This is a genomic window from Streptomyces sp. NPDC127177, from assembly GCF_042672475.1.
In the GTDB taxonomy this organism is placed as follows: Bacteria; Actinomycetota; Actinomycetes; order Streptomycetales; family Streptomycetaceae; genus Streptomyces.
Window position 1 is genome coordinate 1 of the sequence record NZ_JBHXUW010000065.1, and the last position, 18,693, is coordinate 18,693.

Annotated in this window: 18 protein-coding genes; 5 read left to right on the forward strand and 13 right to left on the reverse strand. The window is 70.4% G+C overall.

The window, feature by feature from the left end; translation table 11 throughout:
* Positions 1–54: 54 nt before the first annotated feature.
* From ACFVJX_RS30200 to clpS, 7 genes are all read right to left on the reverse strand, one after another.
* Positions 55–1,005, reverse strand: coding sequence for a PLP-dependent cysteine synthase family protein (locus ACFVJX_RS30200; RefSeq protein WP_384129902.1), 951 nt, complete (start codon positions 1,003–1,005; stop codon positions 55–57).
* Positions 1,005–1,283: a MoaD/ThiS family protein gene (locus ACFVJX_RS30205; protein WP_266779301.1), complete on the reverse strand. Its 279-nt coding sequence runs from the start codon at positions 1,281–1,283 to the stop codon at positions 1,005–1,007. The genes ACFVJX_RS30200 and ACFVJX_RS30205 overlap by 1 nt, the downstream gene beginning before the upstream one ends.
* 124 nt (positions 1,284–1,407) lie before the next feature.
* Positions 1,408–1,533 (reverse strand): putative leader peptide, encoded by a 126-nt coding sequence (locus ACFVJX_RS30210; RefSeq protein ID WP_384129899.1) that lies wholly within the window; start codon positions 1,531–1,533, stop codon positions 1,408–1,410.
* A gap of 88 nt (positions 1,534–1,621) precedes the next feature.
* Positions 1,622–2,053, reverse strand: coding sequence for a Mov34/MPN/PAD-1 family protein (locus ACFVJX_RS30215; protein WP_384129897.1), 432 nt, complete (start codon positions 2,051–2,053; stop codon positions 1,622–1,624).
* 90 nt (positions 2,054–2,143) lie between these two features.
* Entirely contained in the window at positions 2,144–3,583 is a 1,440-nt protein-coding gene (locus ACFVJX_RS30220; protein WP_384129895.1) for an amino acid permease, read from the reverse strand.
* Positions 3,584–3,901: 318 nt separating this feature from the next.
* The gene (locus ACFVJX_RS30225; protein ID WP_384129892.1) at positions 3,902–4,537 is read right to left on the reverse strand and encodes a DUF2017 domain-containing protein; all 636 of its coding nucleotides are present in this window, start codon (positions 4,535–4,537) and stop codon (positions 3,902–3,904) included.
* A 53-nt stretch (positions 4,538–4,590) separates the two neighbouring features.
* Positions 4,591–4,896, reverse strand: a complete 306-nt coding sequence (gene clpS / locus ACFVJX_RS30230) for an ATP-dependent Clp protease adapter ClpS (protein ID WP_018555894.1) — start codon at positions 4,894–4,896, stop codon at positions 4,591–4,593.
* Positions 4,897–5,007: 111 nt separating this feature from the next.
* Between clpS and ACFVJX_RS30235 the strand changes: the two genes are divergently transcribed.
* Positions 5,008–6,342, forward strand: a complete 1,335-nt coding sequence (locus tag ACFVJX_RS30235; protein WP_384129888.1) for a nicotinate phosphoribosyltransferase — start codon at positions 5,008–5,010, stop codon at positions 6,340–6,342.
* Positions 6,343–6,538: 196 nt separating this feature from the next.
* A complete protein-coding gene (locus ACFVJX_RS30240) occupies positions 6,539–7,123 on the forward strand; it encodes an isochorismatase family protein (RefSeq protein ID WP_384129886.1) in 585 nt (194 codons plus the stop codon).
* Positions 7,124–7,135: 12 nt separating this feature from the next.
* On the opposite strand, the gene ACFVJX_RS30245 is transcribed toward ACFVJX_RS30240, so the two are convergent.
* Positions 7,136–7,468 (reverse strand): hypothetical protein, encoded by a 333-nt coding sequence (locus tag ACFVJX_RS30245; RefSeq protein WP_384129883.1) that lies wholly within the window; start codon positions 7,466–7,468, stop codon positions 7,136–7,138.
* Between the two features lie 124 nt (positions 7,469–7,592).
* The gene (locus tag ACFVJX_RS30250) at positions 7,593–9,992 is read right to left on the reverse strand and encodes an immune inhibitor A domain-containing protein (RefSeq protein WP_384129880.1); all 2,400 of its coding nucleotides are present in this window, start codon (positions 9,990–9,992) and stop codon (positions 7,593–7,595) included.
* Between the two features lie 370 nt (positions 9,993–10,362).
* Here ACFVJX_RS30250 and ACFVJX_RS30255 point away from each other — a divergent pair, with 370 nt between their 5' ends.
* Complete coding sequence (locus tag ACFVJX_RS30255; RefSeq protein ID WP_384129877.1) at positions 10,363–10,698, forward strand: hypothetical protein; 336 nt, start codon at positions 10,363–10,365, stop codon at positions 10,696–10,698.
* Between the two features lie 71 nt (positions 10,699–10,769).
* Here ACFVJX_RS30255 and ACFVJX_RS30260 read toward each other — a convergent pair whose 3' ends face one another.
* The gene (locus ACFVJX_RS30260) at positions 10,770–11,432 is read right to left on the reverse strand and encodes an RDD family protein (protein ID WP_384129874.1); all 663 of its coding nucleotides are present in this window, start codon (positions 11,430–11,432) and stop codon (positions 10,770–10,772) included.
* A gap of 167 nt (positions 11,433–11,599) precedes the next feature.
* Positions 11,600–13,300, reverse strand: a complete 1,701-nt coding sequence (locus ACFVJX_RS30265) for an RDD family protein (protein WP_384129870.1) — start codon at positions 13,298–13,300, stop codon at positions 11,600–11,602.
* A gap of 242 nt (positions 13,301–13,542) precedes the next feature.
* Between ACFVJX_RS30265 and ACFVJX_RS30270 the strand changes: the two genes are divergently transcribed.
* The gene (locus ACFVJX_RS30270; RefSeq protein ID WP_384129867.1) at positions 13,543–14,019 is read left to right on the forward strand and encodes an SsgA family sporulation/cell division regulator; all 477 of its coding nucleotides are present in this window, start codon (positions 13,543–13,545) and stop codon (positions 14,017–14,019) included.
* An 80-nt stretch (positions 14,020–14,099) separates the two neighbouring features.
* Here the strand turns inward: ACFVJX_RS30270 and ACFVJX_RS30275 are convergent, their stop codons facing one another.
* A complete protein-coding gene (locus ACFVJX_RS30275) occupies positions 14,100–15,467 on the reverse strand; it encodes an FAD-binding oxidoreductase (protein WP_384129864.1) in 1,368 nt (455 codons plus the stop codon).
* 97 nt (positions 15,468–15,564) lie between these two features.
* Between ACFVJX_RS30275 and ACFVJX_RS30280 the strand changes: the two genes are divergently transcribed.
* A complete protein-coding gene (locus ACFVJX_RS30280; RefSeq protein ID WP_384129861.1) occupies positions 15,565–17,274 on the forward strand; it encodes a tetratricopeptide repeat protein in 1,710 nt (569 codons plus the stop codon).
* 141 nt (positions 17,275–17,415) lie between these two features.
* On the opposite strand, the gene hppD is transcribed toward ACFVJX_RS30280, so the two are convergent.
* Positions 17,416–18,561 carry a 4-hydroxyphenylpyruvate dioxygenase gene (gene hppD, locus ACFVJX_RS30285; RefSeq protein ID WP_384129860.1) on the reverse strand — a complete coding sequence of 382 codons (1,146 nt, stop codon included), beginning with the start codon at positions 18,559–18,561 and terminating at the stop codon, positions 17,416–17,418.
* Positions 18,562–18,693: the final 132 nt, after the last annotated feature.

An 18,693-nucleotide genomic window follows, 5' to 3' on the forward strand; every position in this document is an offset into this window, starting at 1 on the left:
CGGGACCGCTGTGGTCCGAGGCCCCCGGCGTCCGGGGTGGGTACAGCGCGGGCGCTACGCCCAGAGCTGGCCGTGCATGGTCTCGATCGCCGCTTCCGTCGTGGGCGCCGTGTACACGCCCGTCGACAGGTACTTCCAGCCCCCGTCCGCGACGACGAAGACGATGTCGGCCCGCTCGCCGGCCTTGACCGCCTTGTTGCCGACACCGATCGCCGCGTGCAGCGCGGCCCCGGTGGAGACACCCGCGAAGATGCCCTCCTGCTGGAGGAGTTCGCGGGTGCGGGTGACCGCGTCGGCCGAGCCGACGGAGAAGCGGGTGGTGAGGACCGAGGCGTCGTACAGCTCGGGGACGAAGCCCTCGTCGAGGTTGCGCAGGCCGTAGACCAGGTCGTCGTAGCGCGGCTCGGCTGCGACGATCCTGATGCCCTCGACGTTCTCGCGCAGGTAGCGGCCCACGCCCATGAGCGTGCCCGTGGTGCCGAGGCCCGCCACGAAGTGGGTGATCGACGGGAGGTCGGTGAGGATCTCCGGGCCGGTGGTGGCGTAGTGGGCGCCCGCGTTGTCCGGGTTGCCGTACTGGTAGAGCATCACCCAGTCCGGGTGCTGCTGCGACAGTTCCTTGGCGACGCGGACGGCGGTGTTGGAGCCGCCCGCAGCCGGGGAGGAGATGATCTCGGCGCCCCACATGGCGAGCAGGTCGCGCCGTTCCTGCGAGGTGTTCTCCGGCATGACGCAGACGATGCGGTAGCCCTTGAGCTTGGCCGCCATGGCGAGCGAGATGCCGGTGTTGCCGCTGGTGGGTTCGAGGATGGTGCAGCCGGGGGTGAGCCGGCCGTCCTTCTCGGCCTGCTCGACCATGTGGAGCGCGGGGCGGTCCTTGATCGAGCCGGTGGGGTTGCGGTCCTCCAGCTTGGCCCAGATGCGGACGTCGTCCGACGGTGACAGCCGCGGCAGGCGGACGAGCGGGGTGTTGCCCACTGCGGCGAGCGGGCTGTCGTAGCGCATCAGTTCATGCCGCCGGCGACGGCCGGGAGGATGGTGATGTTGTCGCCGTCACTGAGCTTGGTGGAGATGCCGTCGAGGAAGCGGACGTCCTCGTCGTTCAGGTACACGTTCACGAAGCGGCGGAGCTGGTCGCCGTCGACGATGCGCTCACGGATGCCGGTGTGGCGGCTCTCCAGGTCCGTGAAGAGGTCGGCGAGGGTGTCCCCGTTGCCTTCGACGGCCTTGGCGCCGTCGGTGTAGGTGCGGAGGATGGTCGGGATGCGGACCTCGATGGCCATGGCGTGGGCTCCTGTCGAAGCGGAGTGGTGGCGGTGGGCGTGGGACGCGCGGCTCTGCCCCCGCGCGGGGGTGGTGCGTATGCGGGTGGCGCCCGGACGGGGCGGCGCCGGGCCCCGGCCGGTCTCAGGCCTCGCGGCCGGCGGCCCGGTGGTTCGTACAGATCGCGCTGGAGAGCCGGCACAGGTCGACGTGCAGGCGCGCCACGAGCAGCATGCCCGGCGTCTTGTCGCTCACGTCATGGGGAACCATGCGCTCATCGTATCGATTCCCGGTCCGGGATTCGGAATGTGATCTCACCTGATGGATGGTTGGCGTTCGACAGGTGGACAGAGCCGGGTCAGTCGGCCAGCTGGGCCTCGACGACCTCGACGTCCTCCTCGGTGATCTCGCCGTCCACGATGCGGTAGGAGCGGAACTGGAAGGGCCCCGCATCGTCCGTGTCGGCGGTGGACACGAGGACGTAGTGGGCGCCGGGTTCGTTGGCGTAGGTGACGTCGGTGCGGGAGGGATAGGCCTCGGTCGCCGTGTGCGAGTGGTAGACGATCACGGGTTCCTCGTCGCGGTCGTCCATGTCGCGGTAGAGCTTGAGGAGGTCGGCCGAGTCGAATTCGTAGAACGTGGGCGAGCGGGCCGCGTTGAGCATGGGGATGAAGCGTTCGGCGCGGCCGGTTCCGGCAGGTCCGGCGACCACGCCGCACGCCTCGTCGGGGTGGTCGGCACGGGAGTGCGCGACGATCTGGTCGTACAACGCCTGGGTGATGGTCAGCATGGCGCCCAGGATAGGACGACGGGCCCCCGCGTACCGAGGAGTGGTACGCGGGGGCCCGTATCGTGGACGCGACCCGTGGGGCGGCTGGCTTCAGCGGCCGGCGAAGGCCTTGTTCCCGGGGTTGCGGGCCTTGAGGACCAGGTACGAGACGCCGAGGATCAGGGCCCACAGGGGCGCGCAGTACAGCGAGATCCTGGCGTCCTTGTCGATGCCCATCATCACGATGACCATGCCGATGAAGGCGAGGGCGAAGAAGCTGGTGAACGGGGCACCGGGGGCCCGGAAGCTCGACTGGGGAAGAACTCCGCGGTCGGCCAGCCGACGGTAGCGGATCTGACTGATGAGGATCATGATCCAGGCCCACATGCCGGAGATGGTGGCGAAGGAGACGACGTAGGTGAAGGCGTCGCCGGGCCACTGGTAGTTGATCCACACGCCGACGAGCATGAGGGCGGCCGAGACGGTGGTGCCGACGAGCGGGGTGCCGCTCCTGGTCAGCCGGGTGAAGAACTTCGGGCCCTGGCCGTTGAGCGCGAGGTCGCGCAGCATGCGGCCGGTGGAGTACATGCCGGAGTTGCAGGAGGAGAGCGCGGCGGTCAGCACGACGAAGTTGACGATGCCCGCGCCGAGGCCGAGCCCCATCTTCTCGAAGGCTTCGACGAACGGGGAGACGCCCGGCGAGAACTCGGTCCAGGGCACCACCGAGAGGATCATGATCAGGGCGCCGACGTAGAAGACGGCGATGCGCCACGGCACGGTGTTGATGGCCTTGGGCAGGACGGTCTTCGGGTCCTTGGACTCGCCCGCGGTGACGCCGACGAGTTCGACGGCGAGGAAGGCGAACATCACGATCTGCAAGGTCATCAGGGTGCCCTTGATGCCGTGCGGGAAGAAGCCGCCGTCGGCCCAGAGGTGGGTGACGGTCGCGGTGTCGCCGGCGTCGGAGAAGCCGAGGGTGAGGATTCCGGCGCAGATGAGGATCATGCCGACGATGGCGGTGACCTTGACCATCGAGAACCAGAATTCGAGTTCGCCGAAGAGCTTCACCGAGATCAGGTTCACGCCGTACAGAATGATCGTGAAGACCAGTGCGGACACCCATTGCGGTATGTCGAACCAGAAGGTCATGTACTGGGCGGCGGCGGTGACTTCGGTGATTCCGGTGACCACCCAGAACAGCCAGTAGGTCCAGCCCGTGACAAAGCCGGCGAAGGGCCCGATGAATTCGCGGGCGTACTCCGAGAAGGAGCCGGAGACCGGGCGGTACATGAGGAGTTCGCCCAGGGCCCGCATGATGAAGAAGATCACCAGGCCCGCGATGGCGTAGGCCAGGATGAGGCTGGGCCCGGCCTTGGCGATGGCCTTGCCGGCGCCGAGGAAGAGGCCGGTGCCGATGGCGCCGCCGATCGCGATCATCTGGATCTGGCGGGCACCGAGAGCTCTCTGGTAGCCCTCGGCGGAGGTGGTGGCATCCGCGGCTGCGGCGTGCGGGTCGTTCTGTCCCTTGTCGTCGACCTGCGCCGATGTCATGTGGTGCGCCTTTCTCCACGCCGATCCGCGCCCTTCGGCAGCGGATCAGGTCCTGATCCCCCCGGATATGGATGGAGTGCTGTCGGCGGTTGCCGGCTCATAGCGCCCTCGGGGAACAGAGGTGGCGTCCCCCGAGTGGTCGTGAAGATTTATCACGCGCACCACGACGTCCCACCGGACGCCATGTGGCGCATACCACAAGAAAAAGCGGACATCGGTGTTCAGGCATCGCAAAAAAGGCTGATCAGGTGACGCGATCGTTATTTGGATTTGAGCGTCCGTTGAGCGAACACGCTGCGGTGCCGCGCATGTGCCGCGTTACGGCATCAAGGTCTCGACGAGCGTTTCCTGGAGTGCGCCCAGCCAGAGGTAGGCCATCACCATGGGCTTGCGCGGATCGCTGTCGGGCAGCCGGTAGAGCGAGCCGTCCTCGCCGCCGTCCTCGTCCGAGACCTCCAGCCGGGTGCCGATGGTCAGCCGCAGGTCGTTGAGGGTCCCCAGCCAGCTGCGGCATTCGTCGGGGGTGAGCGTGAGCACGGCCGCGCCGCCCGCCATTGGCCCACCAGCACCCTTGCCCGAGTCGCCGCGCGACGCTCCTTCCGACGGCGGGGTGAGCGCGTCCAGGGTACGGACGACGACGAGGGCGTCGTCGCGCTTGCGGGTGCGCAGGTCGTTCTCGGTGAAGCGGCGGAACTCGGCGGACGCGGCTCGCAGCTCGCTGTCCTCGTCGCCGTAGGCCTCGGGGAAGAGCCGGGCCACCGCCGGGTCGCTGGGCGGCTCGCTGGGGCCCTCGGCGAAGAGCGCGGCGAGCGGGTCCTCCCCTTCGGCGGGTTCGTCGCCGGGGCCGATGAGCTCCAGCAGCTGGACGGCGAGGGAGCGCAGGATCGCGATCTCCACCTCGTCGAGCGCGACGGCCGCGCCGCCGCCGGGGGTGGCCTCGAAGTGGCCGGCCATGGGTTGTCTCCGATGGTGGTCGGGCGGGGCGGACGGGGGCGGTGCGGGGTGGTTCAGTTGCGGTCCTGGGTGAGTGTGGCCCACAGCCCGTAACCGTGCATGGCCTGGACGTCGCGTTCCATCTCCTCGCGGCTGCCGCTGGAGACGACCGCCCGGCCCTTCTGATGGACGTCGAGCATCAGCTTGTGCGCCTTGTCCTTCGAATAGCCGAAATAGGCCTGGAAGACATAGGTCACATAGCTCATGAGGTTGACCGGGTCGTTGTGGACCAGCGTCACCCAGGGGACGTCGGGCTCGGGGACAACGAGGTTCTCCTCGGCCGATTCTGGACGTTCGATCTCTACGGGGGCGACGCTCACCTACCCCATGCTGCCACCCGGGAGGGGGCATCGCACAAACGGCCCCGGCCCCGCGCCGGGTGCGCCACCCCCATCTCGTCACTTTGACGAAATAGGGGTAGCATCCCCGGCATGAACTCTGCGGACCTTGGGCGACGGGTCGGTGTGCCGTCGACAGCGCTCTTCACCGACCAGTACGAGCTCACGATGGTGCAGGCCGCGCTGAAGGCCGGCACCGCCGACCGGCGCTCGGTCTTCGAGGCGTTCACCCGCCGACTGCCCGAGGGGCGGCGCTACGGCGTCGTCGCGGGCACCGGGCGGGTTCTGGACGCGGTCGAGAACTTCCACTTCGACGACGAGATGCTCACCTTCCTGCGCGACCAGAAGGTCGTCGACGCTCCGACGCTCGACTATCTGGCCGATTATCGCTTCAGCGGGGACATCTGGGGCTACCCGGAGGGCGAGGTGTACTTCCCCGGCTCGCCGATCCTGCGGGTCGAGGGCTCCTTCGCCGAGTGCGTGCTCCTGGAGACGGTGATCCTCTCGATCCTCAACCACGACTCGGCGATCGCCGCGGCGGCCTCCCGGATGTCGGCGGCGGCGGGCGGGCGCGGGCTGATCGAGATGGGTGCACGACGCACCCACGAGCTGTCTGCGGTGGCCTCGGCCCGCGCCGCGTACATCGGCGGCTTCGACACCACATCCGACCTGGCCGCGGGCTTCCGCTACAACATCCCGACCGTCGGGACGAGCGCCCACGCCTTCACCCTGCTGCACGACTCCGAGCGCGACGCGTTCCGGGCCCAGGTCGACTCGCTGGGACGCGACACGACGCTGCTGGTCGACACCTACGACGTCACGGCGGCGGTCCGTACCGCGGTCGAGGTCGCCGGGACGGAGCTGGGGGCGGTGCGGATCGACTCCGGCGACCTGCTGCTGGTCGCGCACCGGGTGCGCCAGCAGCTGGACGAGCTGGGCGCGACCGGCACGAAGATCGTGGTGACCTCGGACCTGGACGAGTACGCCATCGCCTCGCTGGCCGCCGCCCCGGTGGACGCGTACGGGGTGGGCACCCAGCTGGTGACCGGCAGCGGGCAGCCGACCTGCTCGATGGTCTACAAGCTCGTCGCCCGCGCCTCATCCGCCGATCCGGCGGACCCGCTGCGGCCGGTCGCGAAGAAGTCGATGGGCGCCAAGACCTCGATCGGCGGCCGCAAGTGGGCGGCCCGGCGGCTGGACGAGGACGGGGTGGCCGAGACCGAGGTGATCGGGACCGGTCCGGTGCCGCCGGAGCTGGCCGACCGGCAGCTGCTGGTCGAGCTGGTGCGGGGCGGTGAGGTGGTCGAGGCCGCGCGGGAGCCGCTGGACGCGGCGCGGGAGCGGCACATCGCGGCGCGGGCGGGGCTGCCGATGTCCGCCATGCAGTTGTCCCGGGGCGAGCCGGTGCTGCCCACGTTGTACGTGTGAGGAACGAGCGGCCGCCCGGTGCGCCCGGGTGGCCGCTTCGTCCTCGATCTCCGGACGGGCTCGGTTCTGGCGGGCCGGACCTGTCCGGCGGGCTTGATATGCCCGCGCCTCTCCCTAAGGGGTGGCCGAGTCTCTAGGCTCGGTGCCACCCCCGTAACCGCCTCTCGTCCCCCTCCCCCACCGAAGGACACCCGCCATGCACCGCGCCTTGATCGTCGTGGACGTTCAGAACGACTTCTGTGAGGGCGGCAGCCTCGCGGTGACGGGTGGTGCCGACGTCGCCGCCGCCATCACCGATCTCATCGGTGAGGCCCAGCCGGGCTACCGGCACGTGGTGGCCACCCGTGATCACCACATCGACCCCGGCGACCACTTCTCCGAGACGCCCGACTTCGAGCACTCCTGGCCCGCGCACTGCGTGGCCGGGACGGAGGGGGTCGGCTTCCACCCCAATTTCGCGCCCGCCGTCGCCTCCGGGGCGATCGACACGGTGTTCGACAAGGGTGCGCACGCCGCCGCGTACAGCGGTTTCGAAGGCCTCGACGAGAACGGCGTGGGGCTGGCCGAGTGGCTACGGGACCGCGGGGTGGACGCGGTCGACGTGGTCGGCATCGCGACCGACCACTGTGTGCGGGCCACCGCACTGGACGCCGTCCGTGAGGGCTTCGCCACGCACGTGCTGCTCGATCTGACCGCGGGCGTCGCCGAGGCGACGACGGACCGGGCGCTGGCGGAGCTCAAGGACGCGGGCGTGGTGCTCACCGGCAAGCCCGTGGTCTGAGCCGCGGGCGGGTCAGGCCTGCCGGGCCGGCAGGGCGGGCCTCAGGAGCGCCCGGATCGGGTGCCAGAGCTCCTGGGCCCGCTCGGGTCTCGCGCGCCACAGCAGGCCGTCCGGGTGGTGCAGCACGGCGGTGATCTCGTCCGGGGTCGGCGGTTCGGCGTTGCCGCGGAGGTAGACGGCCCGCAGTCCCAGATTGCGCAGCCGGGTCAGTGCGCGGGCCCGGTTCGCCGCGTGTACCAGGACGCGTACCGGGGTGTCCGGTCCCACGCTCTGCGCCGGACTGGGCAGGGTGATCGCGACGACCACACTGCCGTTCGGCAACTTGCTGAATCCTCCGCCGGCCATACTCCGAGCTCCCCCGTAAGACGTTGTGTCAATAAGAAACGGAACAAGAGGCACCTAAACACGATCGGCCGCCGCCCGCTAGAGGGCGACGGCCGATCATGGTTTGACCTGCGGTGATACCGGATTACTTCTTCGAGGCACCAACCTGGACGGTCATCGTGTCGCCGCTGAGCGGCTCGCTGATGATCGAGATCTTGGTGTTGGTGTCAGCGACCTGAACGCTTCCGGTCTTGTTCTCCTTGTACCAGTAGGTTCCCTTGTGGTCGTCGAAGACCGGCACGCCGAGCTGCGGCTTGATCTTCGTGGCCACGTCACCGAGGTGGAGCGTGAAGCCGTCGGTGGGGTACCAGCTGAACGGGGCGTCGAAGGGCTGGATCTTGTTGCGGATGACCGTGCCGTCAGACCACTTCAGCGGCTTGGCGTGCGCGTCGACCGGCAGGATCAGGCCCTGGCCCGGGTGGACCGAGACGTTGTTGTCCTTCTGGGAGGTGTCCCAGAGCCAGATGAGCAGACCGTTCTGGTACGGGAAGTGCTCGACCCAGTCCGGACGGGTGTTGGCGAAGCCGAAGTTGTACGGGCCGACCTTGAGTGTCTGGTCGTAGCTGACGTACTGGCGGTTCTCCGCGAGGTAGTACTGCGGGTAGTCCTTGGTGAACGACTCACCGACCCGCGAGAAGCCCTTGGCGGTCCAGCCGTTGTCGTCGCCCTCGGCGTTGTCAGTGAAGAGCGCGGCACCGTCCGCGTTGACCGCGATGGTGTCGGCCGCGAAGCCCACGCCGCCCGCGCCGCCGTCGGTGGCGTAGCGGAAGCGGATGTCGATCTTCTTGCCCGCGTAGGCGTCCAGCGGGAACGAGAGCTTCTGGTACTTGCCGGAGACGTCGGTCAGGGCCGGCTTGTCACTGGCGTCGCGCGTGATCGCCTTGCCGTCGGCGGTGCCGTCGATCGCGGTCCAGCTGGTCCCGCCGTTCTCGGACACCTCGGTGTAGAGGTAGTCGTAGTCCGCCTCGATGTCCCACCAGCCGGCCAGGTCCAGGGAGGCCTTGGACTTGCCGGTGAGGTCGACCGGGCGGGACAGGGTGTTGTTGAGGTTGTCACCCATGTCGCTCCACCACTGCTTGGCACCCTCGGCGGGCGCCGTGACGGCGGTGGTGACGGCCTTGTCGGGCAGCGTGACGACGAGCGCCTGCTTGTCCTTGGTGTTGTACTCGGACACGCCCAGCTTGTGGGTCGACTTCGTCGCGGCCTTGGCCTCGCCGTAGTTGAGCCAGCCCAGCTGGAGCTTGTCCCAGGCGGTCATGTCGCCGGGCAGGTCACCGATGCTGTTCTTACCGGTGCCGAGCCAGGAGCCGGCCGACATCAGGGACCAGAAACCGACCGAGTTCTCGGCGGTGTTGGTGGTGTCGTAGAGGTCCGGCAGGCCGAGGTCGTGGCCGTACTCGTGGGCGAAGACGCCCAGGCCGCCGTTCTCGGGCTGTGCGGTGTAGTCGCCGACCCAGATGCCGGAGTCACCGATCTGGGTGCCGCCGGCCTTGTTCTCGGCCGGGCCGGTCGCACCGGCGTCCGTGCCGTAGGCGTACCAGCGGTGCGCCCAGATGGCGTTGGTGCCCTCGACGCCGCCGCCGGCCGACTCGTCCTCACCGGCGTGCACGACCTGGAAGTGGTCGATGTAGCCGTCGGGCTCGTTGAAGTCGCCGTCGTTGTCGTAGTCGTAGCGGTCCCACTGGTCGTACTGGGCGAGATCGGTCTTGATCTGCTCCGGCGTACGGCCCTTGGCCTTCTGGTCGGCGGCCCAGGCGTTCACGCCGTCCTTGATCATGTCCCAGGCGTTGGAGCAGTTGGTCGAACCGCAGTAGTTCGAGCCGTAGCGCGCCTCGTTGTACGGGACCTTGACCCAGTCGGAGACCTCGCCGTCGACGGAGTAGCGCCCGGAGGACGTCTTCTCGTAGTACGTCTTGAGCGAGTCCTTGCCGGCACCCTCACCGAAGTACAGGTCCTGGAAGTGGGCCTGGTTGTAATCGGCCTGCCAGGCGGTGCTGTTGTCCTTCTTGGGGTCCGGCTTGGCTATCTTGTTGTGCGCCGGTCCGGCCGTGCCGCCGTACTTGGGGACGGGCGGCTTGGGGCCGTCGCCGTCCGGGTCGTACGTGGTCGTGTTGTCGACCTTGTCGCCGAACTCCACCAGGATGGTGAAGATCTTGTCGGTCTTCTCGCGGCCGAGCTCGACGTACTTGTTCGTGTCGAGCTTGACGACGTTGGAACCGCTGCGCGTCGAGACCTTCTTGTCGCCGGATATGACCTGTTCCAGAGCGGCCTGACGCTGAGCGTCCTGCTGCTTGCTGAACGGGCCTTCCAGGTTGTGCGCGTCGCCCTCGGCCGACCCCGGGTCCCGGCGGTCGATGCTGGTGGCGGCGGTGCCTGACGCCTTGTCATCAGCCTGAGCGGTGGCGAAGGCGGATGCGGTGGCGGCGGTCGCGGCCATGGCCACGACAACCGCTCCGGTGCGAAGCGCCCGTCTCTTAATGATCACGTGATGCAGTCCTCCCCGGCGCCCGCGACTGCGGCCTGGGAGTGTGAAGGGGGCCGCGCGCGGAAACGCGTCACAAGTGACGCCATTCGACCGGAGTTACGTGAGAAAAGACAGACCTTGACTTGAACAGACCAAGTGCACTATGCAGGAGCACATTTCCGTTATCCGGACGAGTGCTCCGCGCCCAACCGGCGCGCCGACGTCCTCAATTGGAGCGGGGTATGACTCCGTGCGCCCCCTGTGCTCCGGCACTGTGGGTTAGGTCATGCTTACTACCCGTTCCTCGGGGGCATCCACCGTCGTAGAGTCGCTTGACAGTGCGACCGTGTTGAGAGACCGCCCATCCGACGTCCCGAGGACGGATAACGCCATGCCGCGTCCTACAGCTGCACAGCTCTCCTACGGTTCGGTCACCGTCGTCTTCTCGGCCCTCGCCCTGCTGCTGCTGTCCCGCACCGATTCGGACCTCGGCATCGCCGTGATCTGTACGGCCGCGCTCGCGCTCGGCCTGCTGGTGGCCGTCACCGTGCCCGCACCGGCACGCCGGAGGACGGCACGGCCGGCGACGACGGGCGCCGCGGCGTCCGCACACCAGGGCGCCCACCCCGGCGCCGGACCCGAGGGCCGCACCCTCGATCACGTACAGCGCAGGATCCCGGCCGCGCGCACCTCCGCACGGATGGGCGAGCACTCACTGCGGCGCTGACGGCCGGCGGGGCCGGGAGAGTGCCGACACGCCCTCCCGGCCCGGTCCGCCCCTGCTCCGCCGGAGCGCCCTCAGTTGTTGGTGGTCACCACCACCGTCTTGGCCGCCTTGTCCTGCAGACCCTGCCGGTACGGCTTGTCCGTGAACATCAGCACGATGTTGATCAGCCACCACAGGCACGGGCAGCACAGCAGCGCCGGCAGCCACAGCACCACGGCCCGCAGGAACGAACTCCCGGTGTCCGGCACGCTGCCGTCGTTGAGCATCGCGACCCGCAGCTTCAGCAACCGCTTGCCGAGGGTGCGGCCGTCCTTGTGCGTGAAGTAGGTGTCGTACCCGACGTAGACCACCAGGCCGATCAGCGACCAGAGCAGCTGATGACCGCTGTACGTCTGGGCGAAGATGTCGCCGACGTCGTCGTTGCCGTTGTCGTTGTTGGACACCTCGACCGCGCCGCCCCAGGGCAGTGAGATCAGGTACAGCGGGATCGAGATGATCAGGAAGTCGATCAGCCGGGCCAGGATGCGCTTGCCGGGCTCGGCGAGCGGCGGCATGCCCGCCAGCGGGTCCCCGCCACCGGGCCGGCCACCCCCGTAGGGGCCCGGATCGTAGGGCGGGGGCGGTGGCGCGCTGTCGTAGGGCGAACCCGATGACGGCGGCTGGGGCTCGTGCGGCTTCTTGAGGAACGGGTCGTCCTCGGGCGGCTGACCGGACGTCGGCTGATCGTTGCTCATGGGGGCAGTGCACCCCGCCGCACGGGCCCCCGCAAGGGCTCAGGTGCTTTTGGGGGACAGAGACCGTCCGACGGCCCTCACCCGATGAGCCGTCGGCCGGGCGGGTTCCCGCCGGCCCCGGACACGGGGACCGGCGGTCATCCGGCCACGGCGGTGCGGACCGCCGGTCAGCCGGCCACGAAAGTGCGCGCCGCCTTGTCGTGCCAGCACTGGCGCCACGGCTTGTCGATCAGGCACCACGCCACGTTGACCACACCGATCACCAGGATGCCGAGCAGTCCGTAGACCAGCCAGCGGCGCAGCGCGGCGCCGAAGCCGGGTGCCGAGTGGGACTCGATGTCCCGAACGTCGAGCCCGCAGAGCTTCTTGCCGAGCGTACGGCCCCACTTCGCGGTGGGCACGGCTTCCAGGAGGACGCCCAGCACCAGGAGGACGCCGAGTACCGCGGCGGCCAGTCCGGCGGTGGTGGAGTCCAGCAGCCATACGGTGACCGTCTCACCGGACAGCTTGGCCGCGTCGATCTTCTCGTTGATGTGGTCGGCGGCCCGGGTCGCGAGGGGGACGGCGACGGCTCCCGCGAGCGCGGACAGTACGACGGTGTCGATGAGCCGGGCCGCGAACCGCTTGCCGAGCGCGGCCGGGCGGGCCGCCGTCCGGTCCGCAGCGAGCTGTTGGAAGTGGTCGTTGACCGGGGGCTTCCAGGGCACGACGGGCTGGTCCGGCTGCGATCCCTGGGGCTGCTGGGGGAAGGCGGGCCGTTGCTGTCGCGCGGGCGCCTGCGGCAGGGCGGCCTGTTCGGGCCGGGCCTGCTGCGGGGCCTGCTGGGCCCATGAGGTGGCGCCGCCGCCAGGGCCGGGCGTGAGCGGGCTGTTGGGCCCGGCCGGGTCCTGGGCGGCCGGGCCCTGTCGCGCGGGGCCCGGTGCGGGCGCGGCGGGCCGGGGTGAGGCCGGTGCGGCGGGCCCGGCGGCCCGCGGGGAGGCGGACGCGGTGCCGGGACCGATCGCCCGGATCGTCATCGTCCCGTCGGCGGGCGGCTGTTCCGTCTCGCGCGGGGCCGGCGGGGTGCGGCCCGGACCCACGGCCCGCATCGTGACCGTCCCGTCGGCGGGCGGCTGTTCCGCCTCGCGCGGGGCCGGCGGGGTGCGGCCCGGACCCACGGCGCGCATCGTGACCGTCCCGTCGGCGGGCGGCTGTTCCGCGTCACGGCCGCCGCCGGAGCGGCCGGGGCGGGCGACCCGGATGGCGACGGTGTTCTCGGCCCCGTCGCCGCCGTCCCGCATGCCCGGCAGCGCTCCGCCGGTGGGATCCTCCCGCACCGGCCGGCGCGGGTCGGCGGGCGAACGGTCGGCGGCCGAGCGGTCGGCCGACGTACCGGCCGCTGGGACGCGGACCGCCGGGGAACGATCGGCGGTGGAACGGACCTCCGGGGAGCGGTCGGGCGTGTCGTACGCCGGGGAACCGCCCCCCGGCGTACGCGGGTCGGCACCCGGCTCCGGCCCGCCGGCCTGCGGGGGCTGTCCCGTGCCGCCCCAGGAGACCCGGCGGTCGCGCTCGCCGCCGAAGCCGTTCTGCCGGGACACGTCGGCCTGCCAGGCGGTCGACGGTTCGGGCCGGCTCTCGTCGAGCGGCTCCTCGTCGAAGAAGACCGGTCCTGTCTCGTCCACCGGCGCGGGGCCGGGCTGCTGCGGTCCGGCCGCCTCTCCGGCGGGTGCTGCGGGCATCGCCTCGCCCCGTTGCGGGGCGGGCCTGCTCGTGCCCGGCACCCACGAAGCGCCGTTCCAGTACCGGACGTAGCCGGGAATGGACGGGTCTGGGTAGTACCCCTCGCGGGGGCTTTCGTCACCGGGTGCCGGGGTTGGGGCGCTCATCACCGTGGTCCCGTATCTCTTCGAGGCCTTGGACCGGCCGGCAAGTGGGGAGGGTCGGTCCTCATACAAGGGTCCACATCTATCAGACACCCGCCTGCCCCCGGGCCCGTCCGGGTGTTTGGGCCACTTTCCGGTCACCCCGAACTTTTTTCCCGAAGTCGCGTAATGGATGGCGGCGGGGGCGCTCTCTCCCTACAGAGGCCGGTCGCGGGACCGGCCCACAGCCCTCGAGAGGACGCCTCATGAACACCGTCGTGGAACGCGAGCTGGAGCTCAAGCTGGTCCTGTCGCCCGAGCGCAGCATCCCCGTGCCCGCCCGGCTGACGTATCGCACCCAGGACCCGTACGCCGTGCACATCACCTTCCACATCGGCTCGGACGCCCCCGTGTACTGGACGTTCGCCCGCGATCTGCTGGTGGAGGGCGTGTTCCGGCCGTGCGGGCACGGGGACGTGCGGATCTGGCCCACCAAGGTCGACCGCCGCAGCATCATCTGCGTGGCGCTGACCTCGCCCGACGGCAACGCCCTGCTGGAGGTGCCGTCCGCCGCGGTGGCCGCCTGGGTGGAGCGGACCCTTCGGGTGGTCCCGCCCGGCACCGAGAGCGAGCGGCTCGGCATCGACGAGGGCCTGGCCGAGCTGCTGGCGCCGCTGCCGGCCGACGACCTGTGGATGAGCGACCCCTGGCCTTCGGACGAGTCGCAGGACGGGGAGCAGTGAGCGCCCGCAGCCGTGCGGGGGCTTCCACCGGACGTCCCGCCGGACCTTCCCCCGAACCTCCTCCCAGGTCTTCTGCCAGGTCAGAACACCTTGCCCGGGTTGAGCAGACCGAGCGGGTCGAAGGCCTGCTTGATCCCCCTGTGCAGTTCCACGCTCACCTCGCCCAGTTCGCGGGCGAGCCACTCCTTCTTCAGTACGCCGACGCCGTGTTCACCGGTGATCGTGCCGCCGAGTTCGAGGCCGAGCGCCATGATCTCGTCGAAGGACTCGCGGGCCCGCCGGGACTCGTCGGCGTCGGTGTGGTCGAAGCAGACGACCGGGTGGGTGTTGCCGTCGCCCGCGTGGGCGCAGACGCCGATGGTCAGGTCGTACTTCTCGGCGATGGCCGCGGTGCCCTCCAGCATGGCGCCGAGCCGGGAGCGGGGTACGCACACGTCGTCGATCATCGTGGCGGACTTGACGGTCTCCAGGGCCGTGAGCGACATCCGCCGGGCCTGGAGCAGCATTTCGGACTCTGCCTCGTCGTCGGCCGGGACGACCTCGGTGGCGCCGGCGGCCGTGCACAGCTCGGCGACGGCGGCCAGATCGGCCGCGGGGTCCGGGGTGTCGAAGGCGGCGAGCAGGAGCGCCTCGGTGGAGTCGGGGAGGCCCATGTTCGCCATCCTGTTGACCGCACGGACTGTTGTACGGTCCATCAGTTCGAGGAGTGACGGGGTGTGCCCCCGCTCCATGATCCGGCAGATCGCGTCGCAGGCGCCGGCGGCGCTGGGGAACTCGGCGGCCAGGGCGAGCTGCCGGGGCGGCTGCGGCTTGAGCGCGAGCACGGCCTTGACGACGATCCCGAGGCTGCCCTCGGAACCGACGAGGAGCCGGGTGAGGTCATATCCGGCGACGCCCTTCGCGGTGCGGCGGCCGGTACTGAGGAGGCGTCCGTCGGCGAGGACGACGTCGAGGCCGAGTACGTACTCGGCGGTGACCCCGTACTTCACGCAGCACAGCCCGCCCGACGCGGTGCCGATGTTGCCGCCGATGGTGCACGTCTCCCAGCTGGAGGGGTCCGGCGGGTAGTACAGCCCGTGCTCGTTGACCGCGCGGGACAGCACCGCGTTGATGACGCCCGGCTCCACCACGGCGATCCGGTCGACTGGGCTGATCTCCAGGATCCGGTCCATCCTGACCAGGGAGAGCACGATGCAGCCGTCGGAGGCGTTGGCGGCGCCCGACAGGCCCGTGCGGGCTCCCTGGGGGACGACCGGGACGCGCAGGGCCGTGGCGGTGCGCATGATGTGCTGGACCTGCTCGACGGTGCGCGGGAGCGCGACGACGGCCGGTGTGCCCGCCTCGCAGAAGCTCGCCATGTCGTTGGCGTAGGAGGCGGTGATGTCCGGATCGGTGATCAGGGCCTCGGCCGGGACCCCCGCACGCAGTAGCTCGAGAAGATCTTCCATGATCCAAGACTGGCACCCGGGCCCATTGGTGTGAACCCGTATGCGGCAGCCTTCGTAAGACGCGGTGCGATCTTCGTACTGACGCAGAGTGATCGGCATGGACGTCACTCCGCAGCAGCCACCGGCGGCCCCCGGGCCGGACCACTCCCCCGACACGGCGTACGCGTCGCCCTGCGAATCCCCTCCACCCCTGCCGCCGGACCCCGTCTCACTGGCCGAACCGCCGCCCGCGTCGATGCGCACGACGCTGCGCCGGGCCGCTTTCGGCGCCGTGGCGGGGGCGGTGCTGGTGACGGGTGCGGTGGTGGCCGTGCCCGACGAGGACAAGGACGCGGCGCCGCCCCTGCCCGGCCCGGTGTCGCGGGCGATGACCGCCTCGGCGGACGGCTCTCCCGCCTCGCTCCCCGATCTGACGGCGCTCATCGGGGACCGGCAGAAGTGGGTGGGCACGCACCCCTCGGACGCGCAGTCGTGGGCGGTGCTGGGGTCGGCGTACGTGGAATGGGGGCGGCGCGCCGCGGACACGGCGTACTACACGCGGGCCGAGCAGGCCCTGAAGCGGTCGCTGGACGTTCAGCCGGGCGACCGGGGCAACGAGGCGGCCTGGGTGGGCCTCGCCTCGCTCGCCAACGCCCGGCACGACTTCGTCACGGCGAAGAAGTGGGGCGAGACGGTACGGTCCCGGCTGCCGAAGCAGTGGACGGTGTACCCGGAGCTGATCGACGCGTACAACGGCCTCGGCGACCTCAAGTCGGCGACGACGGCGGTGGAGAAGTACGCGGCGCTGCGGGCGGGCGTCCCGTCGCTCGGCCGCACGGCGGAGATGTACCGGGACCGGGGCTGGCGCGAGGACGCGCTCGCCACCGCGCAGGACGCGGCGGGCCGCGCCAGGACACCCGCGGAGAAGGCGGTCTGCCTGTCCCGGCTGGGCGAGCTGGCCTGGGAGCGCGGCGAGCCGGAGGAGGCCGTGGCCCAGTACGGGGCCGCGCTGCGCACGGACAGCGCCCACCACCCCTCCCTCGCCGGGCGGGCTCGGGCGCTGGCTGCCCTCGGCCGCACCGACGAGGCCATGCGGGACTACCAGGCGGCCATCGCCAAGTCGCCCCGCCCGGCGTACATGCTGGAGCTCGGCGAGCTGTACGAGTCGCTCGGCCTGGACGGCGACTCGGTCAACCAGTACACGCGGCTGCGCAAGGCGCTGGCCGGGGCCGGGGCGCGGGGTGTGGACGAGGCGCTGCTCCTCGGCCGGTTCGAGGCCGCGCACGGCGACGCGGACGCGGCGGTGGAGCAGTTGCGGGCCGAGTGGGGCCGGGGCCACCACAGCGCGGCGGTGGCCGACGCGCTGGGCTGGGCGCTGCACCGCTCGGGCGATTCGGCCTCGGCCCTGGAGTACGCGCAGAAGGCGGTCGACTCGGGTGGGCAGAACGCGCTGTACGCGTACCACCTGGGCGTGGTGCAGCGGGCGTTGAACGACTTCGGTCCGGCCCGCCGCCATCTGGAGGACGCGCTGCGCACCAACCCGAAGTTCTCGCCGCTGGACGCGCCTCTGGCGCAGGAGGCCCTGGACACGCTGGGGACGCCCCCGGCGGGCGGCCCGCAGGACATGCAGCCGCCCCCGCCTCCACCGGCACCCTCGCAGGCTCCGGCACCCGGGCCCGATCCGGTGGAGTCTGCGGCGCCCGCCGGGCAGGTTCCGGCTCCGGCGGCGGGGCCGGAGGGCCGGAAGGCGGACCCGGCACCGCACGGATCCACCCCGCACACACCGGCGAAGGCGTCCGCCTCGCACACACCGGCGGCCGGTCACTGACGCGACGCCGACGGGCGGGCCGGATTCCCGGCCCGCCCGTGGTGATCGCCCGCGCCCATGTCGAAGCGCGGCCCGGATCAGAGGTTGCCGCGCTCCGGACCTGGGGCTGTCGCGCCCCGGTCAGAGGCTGCCGCGCCCCGGTCAGAGGTTGCCGCGGCGCTCCTGCTCGCGCTCGATCGCCTCGAACAGGGCCTTGAAGTTGCCCTTGCCGAAGCCCATCGAACCGTGCCGCTCGATCATCTCGAAGAACACCGTCGGCCGGTCCTGGACCGGCTTGGTGAAGATCTGCAGCAGGTAACCGTCCTCGTCGCGGTCGACGAGGATCTTCAGCTCGCGCAGGGTCTCCACGGGCACCCGGGTCTCGCCCGCCCACTCGCCGAGCGTGTCGTAGTACGAGTCCGGCGTGTCCAGGAACTGGACACCGGCGGCGCGCATCGCGCGCACCGAGGCGACGATGTCGTTGGTGGCGAGCGCGATGTGCTGGACGCCCGCGCCGCCGTAGAACTCCAGGTACTCGTCGATCTGGGACTTCTTCTTCGCGACGGCCGGCTCGTTGATCGGGAACTTGACCTTGAGCGTGCCGTCGGCGACCACCTTGGACATGAGCGCGGAGTACTCGGTGGCGATGTCGTCGCCCACGAACTCCTTCATGTTCGTGAAGCCCATGACCTTGTTGTAGAAGCCGACCCACTCGTTCATCCGGCCGAGCTCGACGTTGCCGACGCAGTGGTCGATGGCCTGGAAGGTGCGCTTGGCGGGCGGCTCGACGATGGGCTCGGCCGCGGCGTAGCCGGGGAGGTACGGGCCGTCGTAGGCGCCCCGCTCGACGAGGGTGTGGCGGGTCTGGCCGTAGGTGGCGATGGCTGCCAGCACGACGGTGCCGTGCTCGTCCTTCACCTCGTGCGGCTCGGTGAGACCGAGGGCGCCGTGCTCGACCGCGTAGGCGTACGCGGCACGGGCGTCCGGGACCTCGATGGCCAGGTCGACGACGCCGTCGCCGTGCTCGGCCACGTGCTCGGCGAGGAAGCGGCCGTGGTCGGTGTCCGGCTTGATGACGGAGGTGAGGACGAAGCGGGCGGAGCCGGTGGTGAGCACGTAACTCGCCGTCTCGCGGCTGCCGTTCTCCGGTCCGGAGTAGGCGACCAGCTTCATGCCGAACGCGGTCGAGTAGTAGTGCGCGGCCTGCTTGGCGTTGCCGACCGCGAAGACGACCGCGTCCATTCCCTTGACCGGGAAGGGATCTGCCTGCCGGGACGTGTCGGGGGTGCTGTGCATCGTCTCAGTCATGTCCGAAGGTTCCCGCCGCTTCGCAAGGTGCGCAACAGTTCGCGCATTCGCTGGGCATTCTGTGCAGCAGATGGCCATGATGGCCGGACTATCTGTACATGGTGACCATCACCGTGAACCCCAGGAGGCCGA